This is a genomic window from Escherichia sp. HH091_1A, assembly GCF_030295175.1.
In the GTDB taxonomy this organism is placed as follows: Bacteria; Pseudomonadota; Gammaproteobacteria; order Enterobacterales; family Enterobacteriaceae; genus Escherichia; species Escherichia coli_F.
Map to the genome: position 1 here is coordinate 940119 of NZ_AP025747.1, position 26003 is coordinate 966121.

A 26003-nucleotide genomic window follows, 5' to 3' on the forward strand; every position below is an offset into this window, starting at 1 on the left:
CCCGCCTTTTTCTTTAGCGTACGGGAGAGATGTGATGACAAAAGAGCAGATGACTGAACGTTTGCAGGAACTGGCAGTGATTCTGGGGCGTGAAGCAGATATTTCAGGTTCAAAAGCCGATCTTGAGCAGCGCCTGGCGGAATTGGAAGAGGAGGCCGCCGGATTCGATGGGGAGGAGACAGGGAAGGAAGAGGTGGGCAACGATGCATCCGGCGACGGAATGCATTCTGAGCGGGGACTCGCCCGGGTGCGTATGCTGAAAACGGCGCATATGCCAGCCTGTGATGCTGTGACGGGAAAAATGTTGATGTTTGCCCGGGCCTCCAGTGTTGTGCTGGTTAATGAAGCCGCAGTTCCTGCGTTGCTGGCGGACGGTCTGGCAGAAAAAATCCGGGAGTGATGATGTTCGATAATCTGTTCGATCAGGCCATGAGTGATGCGGATGACATCATCCTGGATACGATGGGGACGGAAATCAGCATATATCCGGGCGGCACGGAAAGAAGAATCCGTGCCGTTTTTGATGCCCCGGCAGATAACACCGGGATGAACACTGGCAGCGGCGAAATTCGTGATACTGCGCCCGTGTTATTTACCCGGAGCGCATGGGCCGCCGGTCTGAAAAAATATGACAGGGTCATGATCCACGGCGAACCCTATCAGGTAGTCGATCCCGGCTGGGATGAGTCAGGCACTGCGGGTCAGGGGGTGATTACCATCACCCTTGCGCGTGGAGAGCCGGGGAGAAATACACCTGCTGCACCGGAACGACCGAGTAAACGTTATGGCAGTCAGAGAGCATGAACGAAGCAGTGCCCGGCAGCGACGGCTGGCACGAAACCTCGTCGTCGATATTGATGAAGATGAGGTGCTGAAAATTATCGCTAAACTGGGTGGGTCAAAAAGTCAGATCCGTAAAGCCTGGGGCGTGGCGCTGAAAAGAGCCGCGTCTGCACTGCGGATGAAGGCCATGGCAGAGTTTAAAAAACAGGTTGCCCCACGCAGTCAGAAAATGATCGGAAGGCGTGTGCTGCGTGATTTGGTCATTCGTAGAAACGGCGATGAGTTTGACGAGGCAAAGGTATGGTTCGGCCTGAACGCCATCAAAGTACGCGATCTGCGGGGACGCATCAATGGTGGACGACGCGGCGAACGCCATCAGTTGCGTGATGAGCGGGGACGTTTTGCTCCAGCTTCACGCAGCAGGAAGGCGAGGGAGATCCGTTTTAAACCTGCCGGTGAGGCAATACCGGTCACCACCTGGTCAGGTGATGAGGCCTTCATTAATGAATTTGAGTCTGAAAACCGACGCGGACGCATTTCACGGCGTAAGACTGTCCTGGTCCGGCAGGTATCAGGACGACGAAGGGTACGTGAAGCGGAAATTGATATTTACGAAGCCATGCTGAACCGTATAGAGGATTTTGTTTTTCCGGATGCGGAAGCACTGATCCTGAAAAATTTTGAGCATGAACTGAAATTCCGGGTATTTAAGGGGCTGGAGTGATGGAGCCATTAATGATGGGAGCCTGGCATCAGGCGGTGATTGACAGTCTGAAACAAATTCCCTGGGTGGAAGATGCCGATGAGTACCCGGAAAAAGTCACTCAACTGGTGACGCCTGCCGTGTTTGTTGATGTGCCCGGCTGGGACAAGGCCCGGTTTGCCGACGGGCAGACACGGGTCACGCTGAAATGCGATCTGTTTGTGGTGACAGACCGGGCCGGGAAGACGGAGAACGTGCCAAAACCGCAGATTTTTGCCCGTTGTCTGGCGATGGATTTGTCTGACTGGATTGAGGGAGCTACGTTCGGGCTGGATAACGTTGATCCGGCTGTTTTTATTGATGCTGAGGTGGATACCTTCGACCGGCTTCTGGATGACTACATCGTTTTCCGTGTTTCTTTTGAACAGGATATCCCTGTCGGGGAAGATCCGTTTGCGGTTCCGGCAGGTGCGCCGTTACAGGAAGTCTGGCTGGGGAAAGTACCGGAAACCGGCAAAAAACATGTGCAGGATTATCGTCTTATCTGGAAAGCGGAGGGCACCGGCGATGAGTCTGGCGGATGAAGTGGCAGAGTTACGCCGCAGGGTGGCGAATATAGTCCTGCGCGGCGTGGTGGAGGAGGTGATCCCGGGGAGTCCGGTGATGGTCCGGGTGGATATCGGGGATGTGCTTTCGCCGCCGTTGCCCTGGATTCAGGTGCAGTCCGGGCGTTACATGCAGGTCAGTAATTACCCGGCTCCCGGAGATGCGGTCACGGTGATATCGGAAGCGGGCGATCTGCGTAACGGTCGTGTGTATCCGGGGGCGAATATTGACGCCATTCCTGTACCGGCGGGCAGCGAATATGAGCATGTTATTTTGTTTGATACCGGCACGGAGATCCGTTACGACCGTCAGGCTAATGCCCTGTCCATCACGCTGGCTGAAGGTGGCAGCTATAAAATTACCGGCAGGGGAACGCTGGACGGTCCGGTGAAAATCACGGACACCCTGACCGTACAGGGTAAAGCAACCATGAATGCTGAGGCGGTGGTTAAGGCGGATCTGATGGTCGGCGGTGAGGTTTCTGATCATTACGGAACGATGAGTCAAATCCGGCTTGTCTATAACGGTCACAATCACCGGGGCGACAGTGGTGGCAGCACCGGACAGCCTGGCCAGCTAATGTAATTTCCTTTCAGTTTTTTCCGGAATAAACAACATGATTGGTATTGATTCAGCCACCGGCAGATATCTGCACGGTAATGAACATCTGCGCCAGTCCGTTACCGATATTCTGTCAACGCCGGTCGGCAGCCGGGTACTTCTCAGGGAATACGGCAGCAGGCTGTTCAGTCTGCTTGATAACCCGCAGGATGATTTCACGCGGGTGAGGATTGTTCGTGAAACGGCAACCGCCCTTGAACGCTGGGAACCCCGCCTGACTCTCCGGCGGGTGGAAGTGACGTGGACAGGAGAAGGAAGCGCCTGGCTGACGCTTGTCGGGGTGAATAACGAAACACAGGAAACGATTCGACTTGAGGAGATAAAAATTGGCAACGTCTCAGGCAATCATTGATCTGTCCGCGATACCGGTACCGGATGCGGTGGAGGTACCGGACACCGCTGTGCTGGTCACTCAGATAGTGGCGAAGTATCAGGAGCTGGACACGTTATTTTCGGCCCTGGTGGAATCCGATCCGGCGTATAAATGGGCGGAGGCGCTGGCTTTTCGGGTGGCGCTGATGCGCCAGCAGGTCAATGATGCCGTCCGGGCCGTACTGCTTGCCAGTGCCCGTGGGAACGATCTGGATCAGGTTGGGGCGAATTTTCAGGTACAGCGTCTGGTGATTACCCCGGCAGATGACAGCACCATCCCGCCCACGCCGGCGGTGTATGAAGATGATGACGCTTTTCGCGAACGCATCCAGTTGTCATGGGCACGACTCAGCACTGCAGGCGCGAAAAACGCATACCACTATTTTGCCCGGAGTGCCGATCCTGATGTGCTGGATGTGAAAGCCTACGGGCCGGAAACACATTCACAGGAAGGGCGTGTATTTCTTTATGTGTTATCACGAACCGGAAACGGTACGGCATCACAACCCCTGCTGGATAAGGTGGCAGCGTCAGTTAATGATGATGAAACCCGTCCCCTGACGGATTTTGTCAGTGTCCGTGCGGCAGAAATTATTCCCTACGATGTGGTGGCGGATATTCATATTCCCTACGGACTGGATGGTGAACTGGTAATGGCAAATGCCCGCAAGGCGCTGCAGTCATACACTGACAGCGTCCACCGGATTGGCTCGGTTGCATCCCGTTCTGGCATGGATGGTGCCCTTCACCAGACCGGGGTGATTACGGTGAATCTGACCTCTCCGGGCAGTGATATCGTTCCTGCGATGGGGCAGGCACCGTGGTGCCGTAAGGTGACGCTGAACAAGGTGGAGACAACCGATGAATGACGATATCAGGAGCATACTGCCGGTCAGTGCCAGCCGGGCAGAGCGGGTGGTGGACTGTGTCGCCGGAGATATGCTGTCAGACATAGCGGTCTGCCTGATCCGCTATGTTAAAAATCCCGATTTATGTCCTGCTGAATTGCTGCCATGGCTGGCCTGGGAAATGGCGGTGGACACCTGGAATGAACACTGGACGGAGGCGGAAAAACGGTCTGCGATAAAACGTGCTGCTTACATCCACCGCCACAGAGGGACTAAAGCGGCGCTGATAGCATCGCTGGCTGACAGTCCCTTCCGGTCGAAGATTGTTGAGTGGTATGAGCAGACCCCACCCGGGGAGCCGTATACCTTTCGTCTGAACGTGGAGCAGAAGGATTTACCGGTGCTGATGAATGATCATCAGGATCTGAAGCATGCGGTACTCCGTGCCAAAAATCTGCGCAGCTGGTTCAGTATTCACGTTTACGGGAACAGCACAGGGCGGGTATTTGGTTACGGCTATGTGATGGCGACAGAAAAAATCAGAAGTACTGGTGTGATAACAAAGACAGTGCCCACTGGCGGGCAGAGTGAGGCAGGAGTATGAATGGACTGATTCTGACAACGTCCGGCGCTGCAGAAATTGAAGCAGCATATCAGAACGGGCAAACCGTGACCGTCCGGCATGTTCTGCTTGGTGACGGGGGCGGGCGGGCATTGCCTTCCACGCCGGATGAAATGGCAGCAATGACATCGTTGTACGGCGAATTCGGGCAGGAACCCTTTTCCGACGGTGCGGTGGAGGAGGGCTTCATCAGCGGGGATATTGTGATTGACTGTAAATCATACCCCGGTAAAACCCTTCGTGAACTGGGGATGATCAGCGACAGAGGTACGCTTATCGCGTACGGACGTTATCCGGACACCTTTTTACCAGACCAGACGGATTCCGTTATTAAGGAAGTTATTCTGACGCTGGTTCTTGGACTGACGCACGCGCAAAGCGTGGTGCTGGAGGTTGATCCGGACAGAGCCATTATTACTCAGGAAATCGGAGACAGACGCTATCTGCAACGAAAAAATAATCTTTCGGATGTGGAAGACAAGGATGAGTCTGTTGAAAACCTCGGATTAAAACCCACGGTGGATAAGGCAAAAAATGCCGTTCAGCGTGATGGTGACACCATGAGCGGGGAACTGAAAATCCGTGGTGTTAATGCGCTGAGGATTTTCAACGAAGCCTTTGGTCTGATTTTTCGCCGTTCGGAAGAGTGCCTGCACCTTATTCCTACCAGTGAAGGTCAGGGTGAAAATGGTGATATTGGCTCATTGCGCCCGTTCAGTATTGACTTGCGGACGGGGGAGATATCCATGTCGCACAAAGTGTCTGTTGGCGGTGGCTCTCAGGTGAATGGTGCGCTGGGTATCGGTGTTCAGAATGCGCTGGGTGGTAACTCAATTGCAATTGGTGACAGTGATACTGGCTTTAAACAGAATGGTGACGGCCTGCTGGATGTTTATGCCAATGGTCAGCACGTATTCCGTTTTCAGAATGGCGAGTTACAAAGTAACCGGGCAGTGAATGTTTCAGGGCGGGTGACACCGTCAGACTACGGAAACTTCGATGCACGTTACGCAAAAACAGGGGCCAGTATCACTTCTGTAAGGCTGGGGTCAAGACAAAGCTACTCCCCCGCAGGTAACTGGTATACCTGGACGCAGGACCTTGGTAGCGGAAACGTCATGACCGGGATAATCGTTCAGGATACTGGCGACAATTCTGCAGATAACATTGGTGGTATTTATTACCGGACCATTCAGTATTGTGTGAATGGTACCTGGATGAATGTATCGTCGATATGAATTCGCGTAAAAGAACGGTAAACACCATGATAAACATTAAAAACTTCAGAGAATACACACCGGAAAATCCACCAGTAGCGTGGGCGTTATATCTCATCAGTGAGGATGGTCAGGACTGGTACGAATGCCAGAAACAGTTTGCGACGAATACATACAAAATCATGTATGACAGTAATAACATTGTCCGCAGCATTACAACCGATGTTTCTGCGCTCTGTCCACTTAATGCAAGTGTTACCGAACTGGATGTACTTCCTGATGGTGTGAATATTGATGGTGGATGGTATTACCAGGACGGCGAAGTGCTGCCTGTGCCAGTGGATTATGTGGCCAAAGCAGAGGCAGAACGTCAGCGTCTGCTGATGACGGCACAGGATATCACATCCGGTTGGGCTACCGACCTGGCGCTGGGCATTCTCAGTGATGAAGAAAAAGAAAAACTGAAAGTCTGGCGTATTTACGCAAAGGAATTGCAGTCGATGGATTTCAGTACAATTGCAGACAAGACTGCTTACGACAATATTGACTGGCCGGAGCAGCCACAAAATACCTGAAAAAGAAATGAATCATCTGACCGCCTGAGGGCGGTTTTTTTATGGGAGAAATGTATGTCCGGACTACATGGTGTTGAAACCATTGAACTGACGACAGGCACGGTTGCCGTGCAGACCATCTCCACTGCAGTGATTGGCCTGGTGGGGACAGCGCCGGGCGCCTCTGGTGGCGTGTGCGCTTCCGGCACCGCCGGCTCCTGGCTGCTGGGAACGGCGCTGGATTTCACGGCGAAACTGGAAGGTCGGGCCGGTAATAAGATTTCGGTGGTTGCCGTCGCTGCCACAGAACAAAACGCGCAGACAGTGGCATCGCTGGAAGGCACAACCCTGACGATAACGCTGGGGACGGACGAACACAGCCAGGTTAACGCCACGGTGGACTGTGTGACTGAAGCGGTGAATGCGCTGGGGGATTCGCCTGTGACGGCGGCTGTCAGCTCCCTGAATGCAGGAGGCGCTGAAAATAATGTGGTGTCGCCGTTCAGCCTGACGTTATCCGGCGGGGAAGATGAGGCGTTCCCGGTCAATACACCGGTGGTGGTGGCAGGGGCCATTACTCAGGCAGGGAAACTGGGTACAGCCGGAACATTATACCCGGCCCTGCGAGATATTTTTGACCAGACTGGTGCGCTGGTGATTGTGGTGCGCGCAGAAAGTAAAACAAAGGAGAAAGAGGCCGAACAGCGTGCGGCGGTGATTCAGGCCATGGAGGCGCTGACAGAAAGTAAGGGCGTGACAGGCTATCAACCGCGCATCCTCATTGCCACGGGGTACAGTGAGGATGATGGCGTGGCAAAGGCGCTGGAAACGTATGCCGTGAAGCTGCGGGCTGTGGCCTATATTGACTCGCCTTCAATGGCAACGCCGCAGGATGTGGTTCAGCGGCGCGCGTCATTTGGCGGGCGTGTGGAGCTGCTGCGTCCGCGCGTGTCTGTGACGGATGACAGCGGGCAGACGATATTTCGTCCATATTCGGCCCGTGCTGCCGGGCTGCGGGCCCGTATTGATTACGAAAAAGGGTGGTGGTGGTCCAAATCAAACCAGGATGTGATGAATATCACCGGTCTGGAGCAGGTGGACACATTTATTCTCGGAGAGCAGAACTGCACGGCAAACCTGCTGAACATGGAAAATATCTCCACCATTATTCGCCATGACGGTTTTAAACACTGGGGTAACCGTCTGTGCACATCCCACAGTCAGTGGCGTTTTGAGCCGGTACGCCGCACTGCAGATGTGATTGAGGACAGCATCCAGGAGGCCATGCTGCCTTATGTCGATCGCCCGCTTGATCGGGATGTGGCAGACGACATTCTTGGCAGCATTAATGCCTATATGCGTCAGCTTAAAAATCTGGGCGCGATCCACGGTGGCAGTGCATGGCTGAACGATGAACTGAACACTGCAGAAACCCTGGCAGCAGGGCAGTTGTATATTGATTATGACTTTGGGCCGAAGTCACCACTGGAGCGCCTGACACTGCGGGCAATGATTAACAATAAACTGGCGCTGGAGGAACTGACAGTATGATGACGGGTGAAAAAAAACTGTTGCGCGCATGGGCGTTATTTCTTCCTGGCGGGATCCGCCTTCAGGGTGCGCATGAATACACGCCGCCTGCCATTAATATCACGACAGTGGATATCAAAACCGGCGCAATGGATGCACCGGTGGCAGTGGATGACGGCATGGAAGCGCTGACCTGTTCGTTTAAGATTTATGGCTATGATGTTGCCATGCTGACGCTGCTGGGATTACAGGCCGGGCTTTATTCGCCGGAGATTGTTGTGCGCCAGGGCTATCAGGTGGGGAATGCGACCAGCGGACAGGTGGAAACCCTGCAGGGGATGATCACCAGCATCACGCCGGATGCACGTCCGGCAACATCGCAGGCAGACGCCTCGGTGACGGTGGAAATATCGCTGAGTTATTACCGCCAGGCTGTCGACGGTGTGGAAACCATCTGCATTATTCCGGAGGAGTTTGTACGTCGTATTAATGGCGTTAATGTTCTGGCGGATCTGAAAAAAATCATCCGGGTTTAATCCGGGATCCTGTCATTCAGGCGGCTCAGGTATGAGACGACAATAACTCAGTCCGCCTTTTTTTTAGGAGATGCTTATGTCGGAAAAAAACAGTGTTCCTGCCAGCTGCGTGGAAATTGTGTTATCCGTGCCGTATGTCACCGCATCAGGACAGACGATCACGCACGTCACCATGCGTGCGCCCACCGTCCGCGATCGTCTGTTGCATCGCCGGAGTACCAAACCGGAAGCAGAGGCTGATCTGGATATGATTGCCGGTCTGTGCGGGATGGACGCGGCAGACATGATGAACATGGAAGCGTGTGATTACCTGGCCCTGGAGCGGCAGTTTAATGTTTTTTTGCTGCCGCCGGTCCGGCGGAAGAAGAAAACATCCTGATGGCGATACGGCGTGCCGGAGTATGGTTCGGGTGGTCACCCGGAGATGTGATGGCACTGCCGTATGAGGATTTTGTGGCAATAATGCTGGCAGAGGCGGAAGAGAGGAAGCAGTGTTATGGCAACGGTGGGCGATAACCTCAGAGCGAATATCCGGATCGGCGGCACGATAGATCCGTCGTGGAAAAATTCTGTTAATGGCCTGAAAAAGGGCCTTTCCGGAGCCACGCGTGAAGTGGCTCGTCTGACACGCCAGCAGGACGTACTGAAACGAAAAATCCAGGCTGGCGTACTGGCAGGACAGGATATTACCGATCTGCGAAAGCAGTATGAAAAGCTGGGTAAAAAAATCCATGATGCCACCGCTGAGCAGGACAGATTTAACCGTGAACTGGCGCGTGCGGAACGTCTGGCTCGCTGGAAAGGGCGTGGAATGACTGCCCTGAAAGTGGGGGGCGGGCTTTCAGTCGGGGCAGGACTGACACTGGCAGGCGCTGCAGGTGCAGCACTTAGCCGGAACAGTGAAACGGCGGAGCGGGCAGGGATCGCCCGCAGTTACGGAGTGGATTATGAAACCTATGCGGCGTGGGATTCTCTGGCCCGACTGATGGGGCTGAACGGTGAAAACATCGGTGATCTGTTTGAGGAGTACCGGAACAAGGTTTTTGACGATGGTAATGGTGCCACGGATAAAGGGGCCATTCAGGAGGTCTTTGGCAAACTGGGACTGAAAGCCGGGGTGATGGCAGGGAAAAGTAACCAGGAGCAGGTCGAATTTTTATTTGATCGCTTACTGCAGGTAGAGAATGAACAGGTGGCAGCCGGGATGGCAGATGCGTTGTTTGGTGGTGAGGCCAATAAAATTCTGACCTGGATGCGTCTGTCAGGAAAAACTTACCGGGAGCTTATCAGTGAGCAGAAACGCTATAACCTGGTGACAAAGGCAGGGGCAGATGGCGCAGTTCAGGGGCATATGGCGCTGTCAAATCTCAGTAATGTTCTGAGTTCGTCCATTGATGAAATCAGCGGGCAACTGGGTAAGGAGCTGGCACCACATATTCAACAGGTGACGGATGACCTTGCGGCCTGGTTTAAGAATGGTGGACTGGAAAAAATCCGGGCATTTATTCGTGATGATGCCCTGCCGGCGCTGATCGACTTGGCTGCCTGGATGTGGAAATTTGGAAAAGTTCTTGCCGGAATTACACAAAAAGCCATTGAGTGGGGGCTGGCGGATGATCCGCGAGAGGACCGACGGGAAGTGCTGGAGTATCTGGCAAAAATGGGGTCGCCGGAGCTGGCGAGAGTAGTGGCGCAGAAAAACGGTCAGGGTGAATGGTTTGATGAACTGCTCAGGCAAAATCCTGACCTGACAAAACAGGTTGTACAGGCCTATAAAGACACCCGCGGTTATCTCCCCTGGAATCATGACGATAAAAAGTTTGATGCATTTCTCGACCCTTTGCTGGGACCGAAGGAAGAACCTGATTTTAAGGCGATAAAAGAGAAATCCCGCACCTACATTGACGGACTTCCTGCGGCTGGTCAGGGACAGGAAAATCCTGATCGCCTTTCAGCTCTCCAGTATACACCCGGCAGTATCAGCCAGGTGGAAGTAAAACCCACGTATCAGATACGGGCGGAATTCAACATTACCCAGAAACCTGGCGAGGATGCCGGACAACTTGCAGACAGGGTGATGAAAAATCTGGGGGATATTAATTTTGGCCAGCGTTCCCGTATGACTGATGGTTATGAATCCTGGGGGTGAAGATGGTGGATTTACTGGGCTGGGGCGTAAACCGGCTTGAGCGCGAAGCATGGGACGCAGTGGGCTCATTAACGGAGGTGGCTTCCCGCGTCATGCTGTCGTTTGGTGAGTTTGAATTCAGTATCGATACGGCAGCGTATAACGCCATGAAGCGCACGATGGAATGGCGATGGGATGAACAACAGCTTATCGGAAAAAACGACCTGCTGCAGTATACCGGCAAGGGGGCCAGAACGATAACCCTTGAAGGTATGGTGCATGCGGGATTTCGTGACGGTGTGGGAATGGATGCCCTTGATACACTGGTTCAGATGGTGGATGACAATCCGGCCCCGCATCTTCTGGTCTCGTGCACAGGTGATGTGATGGGGTATTTCGTGGCAACCGCCTATTCAGATAACACCACCTCCTTTCTTCCCGGCGGTGCGCCAAAGAATAAAACGTTCACTCTGGAGCTGAAATACTATGGCGAAAAACTGGCGGACCACTGACGGCGATATGCTGGATGACATCTGTCAGAGGCACTATGGCAGTGCCGGGCTTAACCAGTCACTGGCGGCGGTACTGGAGGCTAATCTGGGGCTGGCTGACCTTGGTCCGGTCTATCCGGCGGGAGTGGAAATCGTGTTGCCGGACTGGGTATATGAACCGGAAGTGAAGGAGACGTTTCAGTTATGGGAGTGAATGAGTATCAGCCGGATTTCAGTCTGACAGCGGAAGGTCAGGATATCACGAAGGAAATAAAACGAGGTCTGGCTGAGCTGCGATATACCGATAATGGTGCTGGCACAAAGCGGTCCGATGAACTGATGATAACGCTGTTCAGTGAGACGCTGGCGTTGCCCCCGAAAGGCGCGGTGCTAACGCTGGGACTGGGGTTCAACGGAAATCTGGTAAATAAAGGCAGCTTTACCGTCTGTCAGGTGGCAAGTGGTGGCCCTCCCCGCCGGATCACTATTTATGCCACCGCAGCCCCCATGAATGCGTCAAAACATGGCGCGGACGTGACCGCACTGAAAACCCGCGCTTTCAGTGATATCTCGCTGGGAGACCTGGTAAAAACCATCGCCACTGAAAATAATCTGGTGGCGCAGGTATCACCGGCGCTGGCTGGTATTCATATCCCGTGGGTGATGCAGTCATCAGAATCTGATGCAGCCCTCCTGTCCCGCATTGCAGGTATGTACGGTGCCACCAGTAAACCGACCAGTGGCTACTGGTTGTTTCTGGAATACGGGGCATCACAGAGTGCAGGGGGCAGAAATGCCCCTGAGATAACCATTACGCCGGGTATGGTATCAGACTGGGATTATCGTGAAGGTGAGCGACAGGGCGCTGCGGGTGGCGGGAAAGATGGGAAAGTGGGTGTCCGGTATTTTGATGCCCGTGACGGACGCACACGTGAAGTTAAAGTTGACGTGGAGTCAACAGATAAGCGGCATCCCTTTACCCAGCCTGACCAGGGCACCGCAAAACACTGTGCAGAGTCGAAGGTTAAACGTGTGCAGAAAGCCGGACGCCAGATGACGATAACGTTGCCCTGCAGACCGGAACTGCTGAAAGCGGGGGCGGAGGTGCGTTTTATCACGCAGGGATTTGGTGTGCGTGAGGACCATTACTGGCAGGCTGAATCGGTGGAGTTTTCACTGGCACCGGGGCAGGGATTTTCGCTGAATCTGTCGCTGACCACGGATATTTCCGCGAAAGGACAGGCATCAGGGAAGAAGAACGCGGATAAAAAAGGTGTCAATTATTACGGTTAATTTTTTTAAATCAGGAAATTAAAAATGTCTGTATTAATTTCGGGTGTGCTGACGGATGGTGCGGGGCTCCCCTTGTCCGGATACCATATTATTCTGAAAGCCCGGCAAAATACATCCGCAGTGGTCATGAGAACGGTGGCAACAGTGGTGACAGGGCCGGCAGGAGAATATGCATTTGAAGCCCAGACCGGAAGATATGATGTTTATCTTCGTTCGTGTATTGAAAGAGAATATTGCGTCGGTGATATTTCGGTTTACGACGACTCAAAGCCCGGCACACTGAACGACTTTCTGACCGCCCTTGATGAAGGCGATTTAAAACCGGATGTAGTGAAACGCTTTGAGGAAATGGTGGCGCAGGCGCAGCAGAGCGCGGAAGCAGCAGCGGAAAGCGAACGACAGGCCGGGCAACATGTCACTGATGCGCAACAAATTAAGAGCGACTGCGAGGCGCTGGCGGATAACGTACAGCAGAATGCAGAAGCCGTTGCCGAAGATAAAAATCAGGTGGCGTTGCTGGCGTCATCTGCCACACAGGATGCAGCCCGCGCAGAGCAGGCCGTTAAGGATGCCGACACGATAGTCCGGAAAGCGGTCGATAAACTTGCTGATGCTGCAACGCTGACCGGCGAGGCAAAAGCCAGTGCCGAAGCTGCCGCACAAAGCGAACAGAATGCGGAAAATCACGCTGATAATGCAGCACAAAGCGCACAGCAGACCGCGCAGGATGTGGAGGCAACGGTCACCGCCCGTGATGATGCGGAACGTTTTGCGGGTGAGGCAGAAAACAGCGCACAGACATCAGGCACAGCGCGGGACGAATCAGTCGATGCCGCCGAACGTGCCCGCCTTTATCATAATGCCGCATCATCAGCTGCAACCAGCGCGGAAAATGCAGCAAATGCTGCACTCGGGCATGAAAACAGCGCCGCTGAATACGCCCGACAGGCTAAAGCCAGCCAGGATGCAGGTGCAGACAATGCGCAGGAAGCGAAACAGTACAGGGATGAGGCGCAGCAGATAGTTGATGACCTGAATGCAACAAATGCCTCCACGACAGAAAAAGGTCTGGTGCAACTGTGTAGTGATACGGACAACGACAGCGAGGAACTGGCTGCCACGCCAAAGGCTGTCAAAACCGTCATGGACGAGACGAAAACAAAAGCGCCACTGGACAGCCCGGCCTTCACCGGCACCCCAACCACCCCAACCCCACCGGATGATGCCGCCGGTCTGGAAGCAGCGAACGCAGCGTTTGTGCGCAAACTGCTTGCTGCGCTGGTTGGCTCATCGCCGGAAGTTCTGGACACCCTGAACGAGCTGGCAGCGGCGCTGGGCAATGACCCGAACTTTGCGACGACAATCACAAACGCGCTGGCAGGCAAACAACCGCTTAATGACGTCTTAACGGCAATCAGCGCACTGACGCAACGGGCAGATAATCTTCTGTACTTCAATACAGACGGGAATGCCTCACTGTCTCTGCTGTCAGAGAAGGGCCGCGCATTGCTGGCGCATGACACGGCTGAAGCCATGCGCACGGAGCTTGAGCTGAGCGCGGCTGCGACGATGGAACCCCAGAGTGATATCCGTGACCGCACACCGGGCAGGCTGGCCCTGTCCGGGATGTATGGGTTTGGACAGGCATTCACCAGCGCCGAAGCTCTGTCATTTAACGGACAGGCTGATTTCGTTATATGGCTGCAGACAGTCACCCCGGGGCGTTATGCGGTCAGTATTGCGGACTCCTCCACGCTGCTGGTGGGCACCACGAAATTTAACGGTATCATTGATGTGATGTGGTCACCCTCTGATAACGATGGTTCAGACTCAGCGCGTAAATTCAAAATGCTGCTGTACTACAACCAGTATTACGAGGATGAGCACAGCATACATTGTATGCGTTATCGCTACAGTGGTAACAGCTGGAATGCAACATCAAGCCTTATTGTGTATGACGGCAACTCCCTGGCATATCTGATGTCCTCAACCGCCGGTAATGGTCCGTTCTCATATTACCAATACCCGGCCGTCGGTGTGCCGATTATGGCGGTATATCAGGGAGAAAGTTTTGGTGAAAATGCTTCTCTGGGACTCGGTGATACTGTGCCGGGTTCCCGTCTTGGTCCTCTGGCCATGAGTGCACAGGTTAGTGATACAGGGACATACGCATCCTCACCGCAGGTTGTGATTGGCGGTGCCGGTGAATACAACTTCCCCGGTCGTTACACGGCGCTTTCGGGCCTGGGTAACAATTATGGTACTCAGCGTGGCTTTATCGGTCTTTTTGTACGCATTGAGTAATGAGGAAATCAGACATGAAAATCAGAGCGGTGAAAGGCATCAGAAACGCACATTATCTTGAAAATGGTGCGATTGACTGCGAGGTGTTATTTGAAGGTGAAACGGAGTTTGTCCTGTATACCGCCATACAGGATGATACGGCCCCGACAGGCCAGCACATCTGGCAGGAGCTGCAAAGCGGGAAATGGGGCGAAATCGCTCCGTTCACTGTCACGCCTGAACTTATCGCCGCGGCAAAGGATGCCAAAAGGCGGGAAATTGAGGCATGGCGTACAGAACAGGAAGCACTGTCGTTCACGTTCGAATGGAACGGTCACACCTGGAACGCAGGCCCCGACTCACTAGCCCGTCTTTATCCGGTGGTGATATCGGCGAAATCCTACACTGCACGGGATGTTATGGTGTGGGGTGACGCTGATAATCAGAAGGTGAAACTGTCGATGCTGGAACTTGAGGGGCTGGCTGCAGCGATGGCGCAGGCGCAGGTCGATCGCAACGATGAGATTTATCAGCGTCAGCGTGAGATGAAAGATGCGTTAAATACACTGGAGGATTTGGGATCAATTCGAGCGTTTGACGTTACGTAATTGTTAAGTATGGATCGTGTTGAATTGTTACTCTTAGTTACAAATAGAAAAGCCTCTGACTCCATAATCAGAGGCTTTTTTGAAATGCACGTGCATTTTACGTGTATATTTTTGTCTTTTTCTGGTCCACTCACTGTCTGGTCAGTGTCCGTAACTGGCTGTTTTTATTGCTGCTGTCCGGTTCAGTCCTATCAAAAGTGGTGGAGCTGGCGGGAGTTGAAACCGCAGGCACGTCGTATGCAAGAACGTGCTGCGGCTGGCTGGTGAACTTCCGATAGTGCGAGTATTGAATGATTTCCAGCCGTTACCGATTTTACGACAAAAAATTAGCGCAAGAGGACAAAAATCACCTTGCGCTAATGCTCTGTTACAGGTCACTAATACTATCTAAGTATTTGATTCATAGTGACTGGATATGTTGTGTTTTACAGTATTATGCAGTCTATTTTTTAAGCTAAATGCATTATAAGACATTGATATTAATGGTTTTTAATGTTTCACGTTCAGCTTTTTTATACTAACTTGAGCGAAACGGGAAGGTAAAAAGACAAAAAGTTGTTTTTAATACCTTTAAGTGATACCAGATGGCATTGCGCCATCTGGCAGAGTGATTAACTAAACATCGCAGTAATCGAGGCGCTTGCCAGAGAGTGGAAATGAACGTTAAACCCGACCATCGCGCCGCTGGCACCTTCATCGACATCAATACGTTCTACATCCAGCGCGTGAACGGTAAAAATGTAGCGATGGGTTTCGCCTTTCGGCGGCGCTGCGCCATCGTACCCGGTTTTACCAAAGTCAGTTCGCGTCTGCAAAACGCCGTCTGGCATTGCTACCAGACCAGAGCCAAATCCTTGCGGTAATATGCGGGTATCAGCGGGTAAATTAACAACTACCCAGTGCCACCAGCCGGAGCCGGTTGGCGCATCCGGGTCGTAGCAGGTGACGACAAAACTTTTCGTTCCCGCAGGAACATCATCCCACGCCAGATGCGGTGAAATATTATCGCCATCGTAACCCATGCCGTTAAAGACATGACGATGCGGCAGCTTATCGCCATCGCGTAAATCATTACTGATGAGTTTCATGAACCCTCCTTTCTAGTTTGCAGAAAGTGTAGCCAGAAACCCTCACGCTGACTTCCCGTTATTGGCAAAAAAATGTTTCATCCTGTACCGCGCGATTAACCGCTGTGGTCAGGCGCAGCAACTGTTGCGGGCTAATAATATAGGGCGGCATCAGGTAAATCAGTTTGCCAAATGGTCGTATCCAGACATCCTGTTCGACAAAGAATTTTTGCAGCGCTGCCATATTCACCGGACGAGTGGTTTCGACCACGCCAATCGCTCCCAGCACGCGCACATCGGCAACCATTTCGGCGTCACGGGCAGGAGCCAGTTGCTCGCGCAGTTGTACTTCAATAGTCGCTACCTGCTGCTGCCAGTCGCCAGATTCGATAATGGCCAGGCTGGCGTTTGCTGCCGCGCAGGCCAGTGGATTGCCCATAAAGGTTGGCCCGTGCATAAAGCATCCGGCTTCGCCGTTGCTGATAGTTTCAGCCACCTCGCGTGTAGTGAGCGTGGCGGAAAGGGTCATCGTACCGCCGGTTAAGGCTTTACCGAGGCACAAAATGTCCGGCGCGATCCCCGCATGTTCGCAGGCAAACAGTTTGCCGGTACGACCAAAACCGGTGGCTATCTCGTCAGCAATCAGCAAGATACCTTCACGATCGCACATTTTGCGGATTCGTTTTAACCATTCCGGATGGTACATGCGCATTCCGCCAGCGCCCTGAACAATCGGTTCAATGATCACCGCCGCGATTTCATGACGATGTGCAGCCATCAGGCGCGCAAAGCCCACCATATCGCGTTCATCCCATTCGCCATCCATGCAGCTTTGCGGGGCCGGAGCAAACAAGTTTTCTGGCAGATAGCCTTTCCACAGGCTGTGCATTGAGTTGTCCGGATCGCACACCGACATCGCGCCAAAGGTATCGCCATGATAACCATTGCGGAAGGTCAGAAAACGTTGGCGCGCTTCGCCTTTGGCTTGCCAGTACTGCAACGCCATTTTCATCGCCACTTCCACCGCTACGGAGCCGGAGTCCGCGAGAAAAACGCATTCCAGCGGTTGCGGCGTCATTGCCACCAGTTTGCGGCACAGCTCGATGGCGGGCGTATGGGTGATACCGCCAAACATCACATGCGACATGGCATCAATTTGAGACTTCATTGCCGCATTGAGCTGCGGGTGGTTGTAGCCGTGGATTGCCGCCCACCAGGACGACATACCGTCAACCAGGCGTCTGCCGTCAGACAAAATTAGCTCGCAACCTTCGGCGCTCGCCACCGGATAAACCGGTAGCGGGGAGGTCATGGATGTGTATGGGTGCCAGATATGGCGTTGGTCAAAGGCAAGATCGTCCGTTGTCATAATCGACTTGTAAACCAAATTGAAAAGATTTAGGTTTACAAGTCTACACCGAATTAACAACAAAAAACACGTTTTGGAGAAGCCCCATGGCTCACCACCCACGCTGGACATTGTCGCAAGTCACAGAATTATTTGAAAAACCGTTGTTGGATCTGCTGTTTGAAGCGCAGCAGGTGCATCGTCAGCATTTCGATCCTCGTCAGGTCCAGGTCAGCACTTTGCTGTCGATTAAAACCGGAGCTTGTCCGGAAGATTGCAAATACTGCCCGCAAAGCTCGCGTTATAAAACCGGACTGGAAGCCGAGCGGTTGATGGAAGTTGAACAGGTACTGGAGTCGGCGCGAAAAGCGAAAGCGGCGGGATCGACACGTTTCTGTATGGGCGCGGCGTGGAAGAATCCCCACGAACGAGACATGCCCTATCTGGAGCAGATGGTGCAGGGGGTAAAAGCGATGGGCCTGGAGGCGTGTATGACGCTGGGCACGTTGAGTGAATCTCAGGCGCAGCGCCTTGCGAATGCCGGGCTGGATTACTACAACCACAACCTCGACACCTCGCCGGAGTTTTACGGCAATATCATCACCACACGCACCTATCAGGAACGTCTCGACACGCTGGAAAAAGTGCGTGATGCCGGGATCAAAGTCTGCTCAGGTGGCATTGTAGGCTTAGGCGAAACGGTCAAAGATCGCGCCGGATTATTGCTACAACTGGCAAACCTGCCGACGCCGCCGGAAAGCGTACCAATCAACATGCTGGTGAAGGTGAAAGGCACGCCGCTGGCGGATAACGATGATGTCGATGCCTTTGATTTTATTCGCACTATTGCAGTCGCGCGGATCATGATGCCGACCTCTTACGTGCGCCTTTCTGCCGGACGCGAGCAGATGAACGAACAGACTCAGGCGATGTGCTTTATGGCTGGCGCAAACTCGATTTTCTACGGTTGCAAATTGCTGACCACGCCGAATCCGGAAGAAGATAAAGACCTGCAACTGTTCCGCAAACTGGGGTTAAATCCGCAGCAAACCGCCGTGCTGGCGGGCGATAACGAACAACAGCAACGTCTTGAACAGGCGCTGATGACCCCGGACACTGACGAATATTACAACGCGGCAGCACTATGAGCTGGCAGGAGAAAATCAACGCGGCGCTCGATGCGCGGCGTACTGCCGATGCCCTGCGTCGCCGTTATCCGGTGGCGCAAGGGGCCGGTCGCTGGCTGGTGGCGGATGAATGTCAGTATCTGAACTTTTCCAGTAACGATTATTTAGGTTTAAGTCATCATCCGCACATCATCCGTGCATGGCAGCAGGGGGCGGAACAATTTGGCGTCGGTAGCGGCGGTTCCGGTCACGTCAGCGGTTATAGCGTGGCGCATCAGGCGCTGGAAGAAGAACTGGCCGAGTGGCTGGGCTATTCGCGGGCACTGCTGTTTATCTCTGGTTTTGCCGCTAACCAGGCAGTCATTACCGCGATGACGGCGAAAGAGGACCGTATTGTTGCCGATCGGCTGAGTCACGCCTCATTGCTGGAAGCTGCCAGTTTAAGCCCGTCGCAGCTTCGCCGTTTTACCCATAACGATGTCGCTCATCTGGCGCGACTGCTTGCTTCCCCCTGTCCGGGGCAGCAACTGGTGGTGACAGAAGGCGTGTTCAGCATGGACGGCGATAGTGCGCCACTGGCGGAAATCCAGCAGGTAACGCAACAGCACAATGGCTGGTTGATGGTCGATGATGCCCACGGCACGGGTGTTATCGGTGAACAGGGGCGCGGCAACTGCTGGCTGCAAAAGGTAAAACCAGAATTGCTGGTGGTGACTTTTGGCAAAGGATTTGGCGTCAGCGGGGCAGCGGTGCTTTGCTCCGATACGGTGGCGGATTATCTACTGCAATTTGCCCGCCATCTTATTTACAGCACCAGTATGCCGCCCGCTCAGGCGCAGGCATTACGTGCGTCGCTGGCGGTCATTCGCAGTGATGAGGGTGATGCACGGCGCGAAAAACTGGCGGCACTCATTACGCGTTTTCGTGCCGGAGTACAGGATTTGCCGTTTACGCTTGCTGATTCATACAGCGCCATCCAGCCATTGATTGTCGGTGATAACAGCCGTGCGTTACAACTGGCAGAAAAACTGCGCCAGCAAGGCTGCTGGGTCACGGCGATTCGCCCGCCAACCGTACCCGCTGGTACTGCGCGACTGCGCTTAACGCTAACCGCCGCGCATGAAATGCAGGATATCGACCGTCTGCTGGAGGTGCTGCATGGCAACGGTTAATAAACAAGCCATTGCTGCGGCATTTGGTCGGGCAGCCGCACATTATGAGCAACATGCGGATCTACAGCGCCAGAGTGCTGATGTCTTACTGGCAATGCTCCCACAGCGTAAATACACCCACGTACTGGATGCGGGTTGTGGACCAGGCTGGATGAGCCGCCACTGGCGTGAACGTCACGCGCAGGTGACGGCGTTAGATCTTTCGCCGCCAATGCTTGTTCAGGCACGCCAGAAGGATGCCGCAGACCATTATCTGGCGGGAGATATCGAATCCCTGCCGTTAGCGACTGCAACCTTCGATCTTGCATGGAGCAATCTCGCGGTGCAGTGGTGCGGTAATTTATCCACGGCACTTCGCGAGCTGTGTCGCGTGGTGCGCCCCGGAGGCGTGGTCGCGTTTACCACGCTGGTGCAGGGATCGCTCCCTGAATTGCATCAGGCGTGGCAGGCGGTGGACGAGCGCCCGCATGCTAATCGTTTTTTACCGCCAGATGAAATCGAACAGTCGCTGAACAGCGTGCATTATCAACATCATATTCAGCCCATCACGCTGTGGTTTGCTGATGCGCTCAGTGCCATGCGTTCGCTGAAAGGCATCGGTGCCACGCATCTTCATGAAGGGCGCTACCCACGAATATTAACGCGTTCGCAGTTGCAGCGATTGCAACTGGCCTGGCCGCAACAACAGGGGCGATATCCTCTGACGTATCATCTTTTTTTGGGAGTGATTGCTCGTGAGTAAACGTTATTTTGTCACCGGAACGGATACCGAAGTGGGGAAAACTGTCGCCAGTTGTGCACTTTTACAAGCCGCGAAGGCAGCAGGTTATCGGACGGCAGGTTATAAACCGGTCGCCTCTGGCAGCGAAAAGACCCCGGAAGGCTTACGTAATAGTGACGCGCTGGCGTTACAGCACAACAGCAGCCTGCAGCTGGATTACGCAACGGTAAATCCTTACACCTTCGCAGAACCCACTTCACCGCACATCATCAGCGCGCAAGAGGGCAGGCCGATAGAATCATTGGTGATGAGCGACGGATTACGCGCGCTTGAACAACAGGCTGACTGGGTGTTAGTGGAAGGTGCTGGCGGCTGGTTTACGCCGCTTTCTGACACTTTCACTTTTGCGGATTGGGTAACACAGGAACAACTGCCGGTGATACTGGTAGTTGGTGTGAAACTCGGCTGTATTAATCACGCGATGTTGACGGCACAGGCAATACAACACGCCGGACTCACTCTGGCGGGTTGGGTGGCGAATGATGTCACGCCTCCTGGAAAACGTCACGCTGAATATATGACCACGCTCACCCGCATGATTCCCGCGCCGCTGCTGGGCGAAATTCCCTGGCTTGCAGAAAATCCAGAAAATGCGGCAACCGGAAAGTACATAAACCTTGCCTTGTTGTAGCCATCCTGTATTTGGTTAAATTGCGAGCGAGATCGCGTCTTCGGTTGACTGCAATTTAACCAATTAAATTCTAAAATAATCACGAAAAAAATTTTACTTCCGCATCATGCGGTGAATGTGGGAATTGCCCAGGCGGCGGGGGATAGGGGCTGCAGACAGTTATCCACTATTCCTGTGGATAACCATGTGTATTAGAGTTAGAAAACACGAGGCAAGCGAGAGAATACGCGGCTTGCACGCGAATTGGCGTTAAAGACGGCTCAAAGAAATATCTTTTATTTTTTAACTGGTTAGATAATTGCAATGGCAGTCACTGAAGAGGCATCTCTTGCCATAAAACTGTCATCACTCATCTTGACAAATGTTAAAAAAGCCGTTGCTTTGGGGATAACCCCGTAAGGCCGGAGTTTTATCTCGCCACAGAGTAAATTTTGCTCATGATTGACAGCGGAGTTTACGCTGTAACAGAAATATTATGGTGGGGAACTGTTTTTTTATCCAGTATAATTTGTTGGCATAATTAAGTACGACGAGTAAAATTACATACCTGCCCGCCCAACTCCTTCAGGTAGCGACTCATGAGTAAACCGTTCAAACTGAATTCCGCTTTTAAACCTTCTGGCGATCAGCCAGAGGCGATTCGACGTCTCGAAGAGGGGCTGGAAGATGGCCTGGCGCACCAGACGTTACTCGGTGTAACTGGCTCCGGGAAAACCTTCACCATCGCCAATGTCATTGCTGACCTTCAGCGCCCAACCATGGTACTGGCGCCCAACAAAACGCTGGCGGCCCAACTGTACGGCGAAATGAAAGAGTTCTTCCCGGAAAACGCGGTGGAATATTTCGTCTCATACTACGACTACTATCAGCCGGAAGCCTATGTACCGAGTTCCGACACCTTCATTGAGAAAGATGCCTCGGTAAACGAACATATCGAGCAGATGCGTTTGTCCGCCACCAAAGCGATGCTGGAGCGGCGTGATGTGGTTGTGGTGGCATCGGTTTCCGCGATTTATGGTCTGGGCGATCCTGATTTATATCTCAAGATGATGCTCCATCTTACGGTTGGTATGATTATCGATCAGCGCGCGATCCTGCGTCGACTGGCGGAGCTGCAATACACCCGGAATGATCAAGCCTTCCAGCGCGGTACTTTCCGCGTTCGTGGTGAGGTGATTGATATCTTCCCGGCAGAATCGGATGACATTGCACTTCGCGTGGAACTGTTTGACGAGGAAGTGGAACGATTGTCGTTATTTGATCCGCTAACCGGGCAGATTGTTTCCACCATTCCACGTTTTACCATCTACCCGAAAACGCACTACGTCACGCCGCGCGAGCGCATCGTACAGGCGATGGAAGAGATCAAAGAAGAACTGGCCGCCAGACGCAAAGTGCTGTTGGAGAATAACAAACTGCTGGAAGAGCAGCGGCTGACCCAGCGTACCCAGTTTGATCTGGAGATGATGAACGAACTGGGATATTGCTCGGGGATTGAAAACTACTCGCGCTTCCTCTCCGGCCGTGGACCAGGTGAGCCACCGCCGACGCTGTTTGATTACCTGCCTGCCGATGGGTTGCTGGTCGTCGATGAATCTCACGTCACCATTCCACAAATTGGCGGTATGTATCGCGGTGACCGGGCGCGTAAAGAGACGCTGGTGGAGTACGGTTTCCGCCTACCATCAGCGCTGGATAACCGTCCGCTGAAGTTTGAAGAGTTCGAAGCATTAGCGCCGCAAACCATCTATGTTTCGGCGACGCCGGGTAATTACGAGCTGGAAAAATCCGGTGGTGATGTGGTGGATCAGGTCGTACGTCCAACCGGATTGCTTGACCCGATTATCGAAGTGCGACCGGTGGCAACACAGGTTGATGATCTTCTTTCGGAGATTCGCCAGCGAGCGGCAATTAACGAGCGTGTACTGGTCACAACTCTGACCAAGCGGATGGCGGAAGATCTTACGGAATATCTCGAAGAACACGGCGAGCGTGTGCGTTATCTTCACTCAGATATCGATACCGTCGAGCGCATGGAAATCATCCGCGACTTGCGTCTGGGTGAGTTCGACGTGCTGGTAGGGATCAACTTACTGCGCGAAGGTCTGGATATGCCGGAAGTTTCGCTGGTGGCGATCCTCGACGCCGACAAAGAAGGCTTCCTGCGTTCTGAACGTTCGTTGATCCAGACCATTGGTCGTGCGGCACGTAACGTTAACGGTAAAGCGATTCTCTACGGCGATAAGATCACCCCATCAATGGCGAAAGCGATTGGCGAAACCGAACGTCGCCGCGAGAAACAGCAACGCTACAACGAAGAGCACGGCATTACGCCACAAGGATTAAACAAGAAAGTGGTCGATATCCTGGCGCTGGGGCAGAACATTGCCAAAACCAAAGCGAAGGGCAGAGGAAAATCACGACCGATTGTTGAGCCGGATAATGTGCCGATGGATATGTCGCCGAAGGCGTTGCAGCAGAAAATCCATGAACTGGAAGGGCTGATGATGCAACACGCGCAAAATCTGGAGTTCGAAGAAGCGGCGCAAATTCGTGACCAGTTGCATCAGCTACGTGAGTTGTTCATTGCGGCTTCGTGATGTTGGAGATGGGAAAATGCTCGGTTTCGCTTGTTATGTTCAAAAGCAGTTAACATGCATAGTGCAGTTACACTGGTGAAAAAGGAAGCGTACCAGAGTTGCAAGCGGCTCTGGTACGTTGATGTGCTAAACTAAAACTCATTACTTATTTACGTTATTCATAAAATTTGGCATGTTTTGAATGGTTGCGTTAATACAGAAAGATTTCTTTTTGTTCTCTGGGAAGTAGGATTTTCTGTATTTATTTTCTCTATGACGTCAATCAAGGCATTTGATATCTTAATATTTCCATTGTTAAATGCATATTTGATAAAGCTAAAATATTTATCATGGTCAGTGAGAATTAAATATGGTTTTCTTTTGTACATATCAGTAAGCTCGTTTAAATATTCTAATACGGTTTTATTCACATGCTCGATTGTTAACTCAGGCAATGCAAGTATTAATCTTGTTTCAAAGTCTTGAGTTTTGAAATTACATAATGGAAGACGTTTAATCAAATGGCTAAATAGATTTATTTTATTGATGCTTTCGGTATTCTGGTTTATTAAATAAAGTATGGTGTTGTAATAACTCACTCGTCCTTCGAATGTGCTGAAATCAATCATTTCTCGAAAAAGTTCATCGAAAATGAAAACGTTTTCTGGCGATACTCTGTACAGTTCACTAAGCATTTGAAATGTCAACCCATCTAAAGGTATTCTAAGTTGATACTCTGGTTCACCAGGAACTCTTAACTTATAATAATCACATAATCTGTTTACTTTAGTATCCTGAAATAATTTTAAAAGAAAGGTTGAGTAATCTGAAAGATTAATTCCGGAGAGGCAGTATGCATGACCCAATTTAGTTATGAATTGAAATTTATCTTCAATGTCAGGAATGTTTGTAACTAAATTTAATAGTTCAGTTAATTGTTTTGGCATATCTTCTTTATAGGCTGATTCAATAGTAAAATATAGTGATATAATATCGCTCCCTTTTATTTCAGGTAATGCTTTGAATAAATGGGTATAGAGTTCAATCTTAATTTTTATATTAGAAAATCTTAGCTTCTCCAGAAATCCTTTAAGTTAATCTTGATTTTAATAGCTAGATTTTCAAGATAAGAAATAAATAAAATAATACCTCTTATTTTGTCTTCATCATTATTAAAATGATTGATTATTTCCGGGAATGAGTTTTGTAAGTGTGGTTCTGATAATAACATCTCTTTTTTAAAAAGAAAAGACATAATTGTTAGCGATATCAAGTAAAAAATGTAAATTGCACGGTTCGTAAAAGCAGGGATCATCTATCGATTGAGTAAAAATATTCTGAATAATGAAACTTATGGCCTCTTTATTATGAATTTTATTTAGAGCGTTTTTATATATTTCAATTAGTAGTGTGTTATTGTTTGTTATATATTGTATTAGGGCTGCTTTAAAGAGGTTTGCAAACAAAGGTATATTTGCGAATATTCTGTTATATTCACTTTCAAATAACTGTCCCATAACTAATAATGTGTCTAAACTTTCCGAAAGCGGCATTCTTGATGTGTTTTCAATTAATAAATCATGTATTGTATTAATATTATTATGTAAACCATTTGATATATTCTGGTAGGTGCTGATATTATTATTTATATATGAACTTATAAACTGATTATTGAAATCATTTTCACGCCCGAGCTCTTTCCAGCGTGCAAATTCCTCATTAAATTTTTTTGCGCCATTATCAAACCATGAATGCAAAACTTTTGGGGGGCATTTTTCTGGAAATCTTTCCGGAAGACGGGGAGTGCATGATGTAAAAAATCTAGGGTGCATAATTATTTCCTTTTAATGTTAAAGTACTAAATTCGCCGCATAATAAGATAATCGTTGCTTTTTGAGGGTACTTACTTACTCAATCGTTTGTTATCAAATTGAGTAATTTTTTAAACAAGTAAAGATATTTTTCTATCAAAAATCGCTCATTTAGTCGGACAAAATTAATGTGTTAATGAAAGTTCGAAGTTAAGTGTGTTTAGATCCTTCTACGCAAGACATAACATGAGTCAAGTTTATCCAATGGACTCAATTTATATTAACGACAATA

At 51.5% G+C, this 26003-nt stretch carries 29 protein-coding genes; 25 read left to right on the forward strand and 4 right to left on the reverse strand.

All coding sequences use genetic code 11. The features are described 5' to 3' along the window. Positions 1-34 precede the first annotated feature (34 nt). From gpFI to QUF14_RS04560, 20 genes are all read left to right on the forward strand, one after another. Positions 35-400 carry a DNA-packaging protein FI gene (gene gpFI, locus QUF14_RS04465; protein WP_040091460.1) on the forward strand — a complete coding sequence of 122 codons (366 nt, stop codon included), beginning with the start codon at positions 35-37 and terminating at the stop codon, positions 398-400. Continuing rightward, complete coding sequence (locus tag QUF14_RS04470; protein ID WP_236927362.1) at positions 400-804, forward strand: head-tail joining protein; 405 nt, start codon at positions 400-402, stop codon at positions 802-804. Before gpFI ends, QUF14_RS04470 begins: the two co-directional genes overlap by 1 nt. Beyond that, on the forward strand, positions 785-1507 hold the full coding sequence (locus QUF14_RS04475; protein WP_040091458.1) for a hypothetical protein: 723 nt from the start codon (positions 785-787) through the stop codon (positions 1505-1507). The genes QUF14_RS04470 and QUF14_RS04475 overlap by 20 nt, the downstream gene beginning before the upstream one ends. An 11-nt stretch (positions 1508-1518) precedes the next feature. Beyond that, positions 1519-2070: a hypothetical protein gene (locus QUF14_RS04480; protein ID WP_042970786.1), complete on the forward strand. Its 552-nt coding sequence runs from the start codon at positions 1519-1521 to the stop codon at positions 2068-2070. Then, the gene (locus tag QUF14_RS04485) at positions 2054-2677 is read left to right on the forward strand and encodes a phage baseplate assembly protein V (RefSeq protein WP_042970780.1); all 624 of its coding nucleotides are present in this window, start codon (positions 2054-2056) and stop codon (positions 2675-2677) included. Before QUF14_RS04480 ends, QUF14_RS04485 begins: the two co-directional genes overlap by 17 nt. Before the next feature lie 31 nt (positions 2678-2708). Then, positions 2709-3065, forward strand: a complete 357-nt coding sequence (locus tag QUF14_RS04490) for a GPW/gp25 family protein (RefSeq protein ID WP_021562190.1) — start codon at positions 2709-2711, stop codon at positions 3063-3065. Then, positions 3040-3954 carry a baseplate assembly protein gene (locus tag QUF14_RS04495; RefSeq protein WP_042970779.1) on the forward strand — a complete coding sequence of 305 codons (915 nt, stop codon included), beginning with the start codon at positions 3040-3042 and terminating at the stop codon, positions 3952-3954. The genes QUF14_RS04490 and QUF14_RS04495 overlap by 26 nt, the downstream gene beginning before the upstream one ends. Continuing rightward, positions 3947-4537, forward strand: a complete 591-nt coding sequence (locus QUF14_RS04500) for a phage tail protein I (RefSeq protein WP_042970777.1) — start codon at positions 3947-3949, stop codon at positions 4535-4537. The genes QUF14_RS04495 and QUF14_RS04500 overlap by 8 nt, the downstream gene beginning before the upstream one ends. After that, a complete protein-coding gene (locus tag QUF14_RS04505; RefSeq protein WP_047087332.1) occupies positions 4534-5793 on the forward strand; it encodes a phage tail-collar fiber domain-containing protein in 1260 nt (419 codons plus the stop codon). Before QUF14_RS04500 ends, QUF14_RS04505 begins: the two co-directional genes overlap by 4 nt. Before the next feature lie 26 nt (positions 5794-5819). Beyond that, a complete protein-coding gene (locus QUF14_RS04510) occupies positions 5820-6347 on the forward strand; it encodes a tail fiber assembly protein (RefSeq protein ID WP_135564919.1) in 528 nt (175 codons plus the stop codon). A gap of 54 nt (positions 6348-6401) precedes the next feature. After that, complete coding sequence (locus QUF14_RS04515) at positions 6402-7877, forward strand: phage tail sheath C-terminal domain-containing protein (protein ID WP_042970833.1); 1476 nt, start codon at positions 6402-6404, stop codon at positions 7875-7877. Next, a complete protein-coding gene (locus tag QUF14_RS04520) occupies positions 7874-8392 on the forward strand; it encodes a phage major tail tube protein (RefSeq protein WP_042970832.1) in 519 nt (172 codons plus the stop codon). Before QUF14_RS04515 ends, QUF14_RS04520 begins: the two co-directional genes overlap by 4 nt. A gap of 76 nt (positions 8393-8468) precedes the next feature. Further along, positions 8469-8771, forward strand: coding sequence for a phage tail assembly protein (locus tag QUF14_RS04525; RefSeq protein WP_001291419.1), 303 nt, complete (start codon positions 8469-8471; stop codon positions 8769-8771). Then, positions 8771-8908, forward strand: coding sequence for a hypothetical protein (locus QUF14_RS04530; RefSeq protein WP_156841731.1), 138 nt, complete (start codon positions 8771-8773; stop codon positions 8906-8908). Before QUF14_RS04525 ends, QUF14_RS04530 begins: the two co-directional genes overlap by 1 nt. Further along, on the forward strand, positions 8889-10541 hold the full coding sequence (locus QUF14_RS04535) for a hypothetical protein (RefSeq protein ID WP_042966834.1): 1653 nt from the start codon (positions 8889-8891) through the stop codon (positions 10539-10541). The genes QUF14_RS04530 and QUF14_RS04535 overlap by 20 nt, the downstream gene beginning before the upstream one ends. Before the next feature lie 2 nt (positions 10542-10543). After that, positions 10544-11032, forward strand: coding sequence for a phage tail protein (locus QUF14_RS04540; protein ID WP_065225030.1), 489 nt, complete (start codon positions 10544-10546; stop codon positions 11030-11032). After that, positions 11007-11225 (forward strand): tail protein X, encoded by a 219-nt coding sequence (locus tag QUF14_RS04545; protein WP_100733528.1) that lies wholly within the window; start codon positions 11007-11009, stop codon positions 11223-11225. The genes QUF14_RS04540 and QUF14_RS04545 overlap by 26 nt, the downstream gene beginning before the upstream one ends. Next, positions 11216-12304 (forward strand): late control protein, encoded by a 1089-nt coding sequence (locus QUF14_RS04550; protein WP_286333403.1) that lies wholly within the window; start codon positions 11216-11218, stop codon positions 12302-12304. The genes QUF14_RS04545 and QUF14_RS04550 overlap by 10 nt, the downstream gene beginning before the upstream one ends. A gap of 24 nt (positions 12305-12328) precedes the next feature. Continuing rightward, positions 12329-14608, forward strand: coding sequence for a prophage tail fiber N-terminal domain-containing protein (locus QUF14_RS04555; RefSeq protein WP_286333404.1), 2280 nt, complete (start codon positions 12329-12331; stop codon positions 14606-14608). Positions 14609-14622: 14 nt separating this feature from the next. Beyond that, positions 14623-15195, forward strand: a complete 573-nt coding sequence (locus QUF14_RS04560; RefSeq protein WP_137537269.1) for a DUF4376 domain-containing protein — start codon at positions 14623-14625, stop codon at positions 15193-15195. 611 nt (positions 15196-15806) lie between these two features. Here the strand turns inward: QUF14_RS04560 and QUF14_RS04565 are convergent. Together QUF14_RS04565 and bioA are read right to left on the reverse strand one after the other, a co-directional pair. After that, positions 15807-16283: a kinase inhibitor gene (locus QUF14_RS04565; RefSeq protein ID WP_000767385.1), complete on the reverse strand. Its 477-nt coding sequence runs from the start codon at positions 16281-16283 to the stop codon at positions 15807-15809. Positions 16284-16341: 58 nt separating this feature from the next. Further along, complete coding sequence (gene bioA / locus QUF14_RS04570; protein WP_024212250.1) at positions 16342-17631, reverse strand: adenosylmethionine--8-amino-7-oxononanoate transaminase; 1290 nt, start codon at positions 17629-17631, stop codon at positions 16342-16344. An 86-nt stretch (positions 17632-17717) separates the two neighbouring features. On the opposite strand from bioA, the gene bioB reads away from it, so the two are divergent. From bioB to uvrB, 5 genes are all read left to right on the forward strand, one after another. Continuing rightward, complete coding sequence (gene bioB / locus QUF14_RS04575) at positions 17718-18758, forward strand: biotin synthase BioB (protein WP_000930076.1); 1041 nt, start codon at positions 17718-17720, stop codon at positions 18756-18758. Further along, positions 18755-19909, forward strand: coding sequence for an 8-amino-7-oxononanoate synthase (gene bioF / locus QUF14_RS04580; RefSeq protein ID WP_000118861.1), 1155 nt, complete (start codon positions 18755-18757; stop codon positions 19907-19909). Before bioB ends, bioF begins: the two co-directional genes overlap by 4 nt. Further along, the gene (bioC, locus tag QUF14_RS04585) at positions 19896-20651 is read left to right on the forward strand and encodes a malonyl-ACP O-methyltransferase BioC (RefSeq protein ID WP_000246776.1); all 756 of its coding nucleotides are present in this window, start codon (positions 19896-19898) and stop codon (positions 20649-20651) included. Before bioF ends, bioC begins: the two co-directional genes overlap by 14 nt. Then, positions 20644-21321, forward strand: coding sequence for a dethiobiotin synthase (gene bioD, locus QUF14_RS04590; protein WP_000044834.1), 678 nt, complete (start codon positions 20644-20646; stop codon positions 21319-21321). The genes bioC and bioD overlap by 8 nt, the downstream gene beginning before the upstream one ends. A 578-nt stretch (positions 21322-21899) precedes the next feature. Then, on the forward strand, positions 21900-23921 hold the full coding sequence (gene uvrB / locus QUF14_RS04595; protein ID WP_000042543.1) for an excinuclease ABC subunit UvrB: 2022 nt from the start codon (positions 21900-21902) through the stop codon (positions 23919-23921). Between the two features lie 158 nt (positions 23922-24079). Here the strand turns inward: uvrB and QUF14_RS04600 are convergent, their stop codons facing one another. Together QUF14_RS04600 and QUF14_RS04605 are read right to left on the reverse strand one after the other, a co-directional pair. Continuing rightward, on the reverse strand, positions 24080-24847 hold the full coding sequence (locus tag QUF14_RS04600; protein ID WP_249531937.1) for a hypothetical protein: 768 nt from the start codon (positions 24845-24847) through the stop codon (positions 24080-24082). A 291-nt stretch (positions 24848-25138) separates the two neighbouring features. Further along, on the reverse strand, positions 25139-25732 hold the full coding sequence (locus QUF14_RS04605) for a hypothetical protein (protein WP_286333415.1): 594 nt from the start codon (positions 25730-25732) through the stop codon (positions 25139-25141). Between the last annotated feature and the right edge of the window lie 271 nt (positions 25733-26003).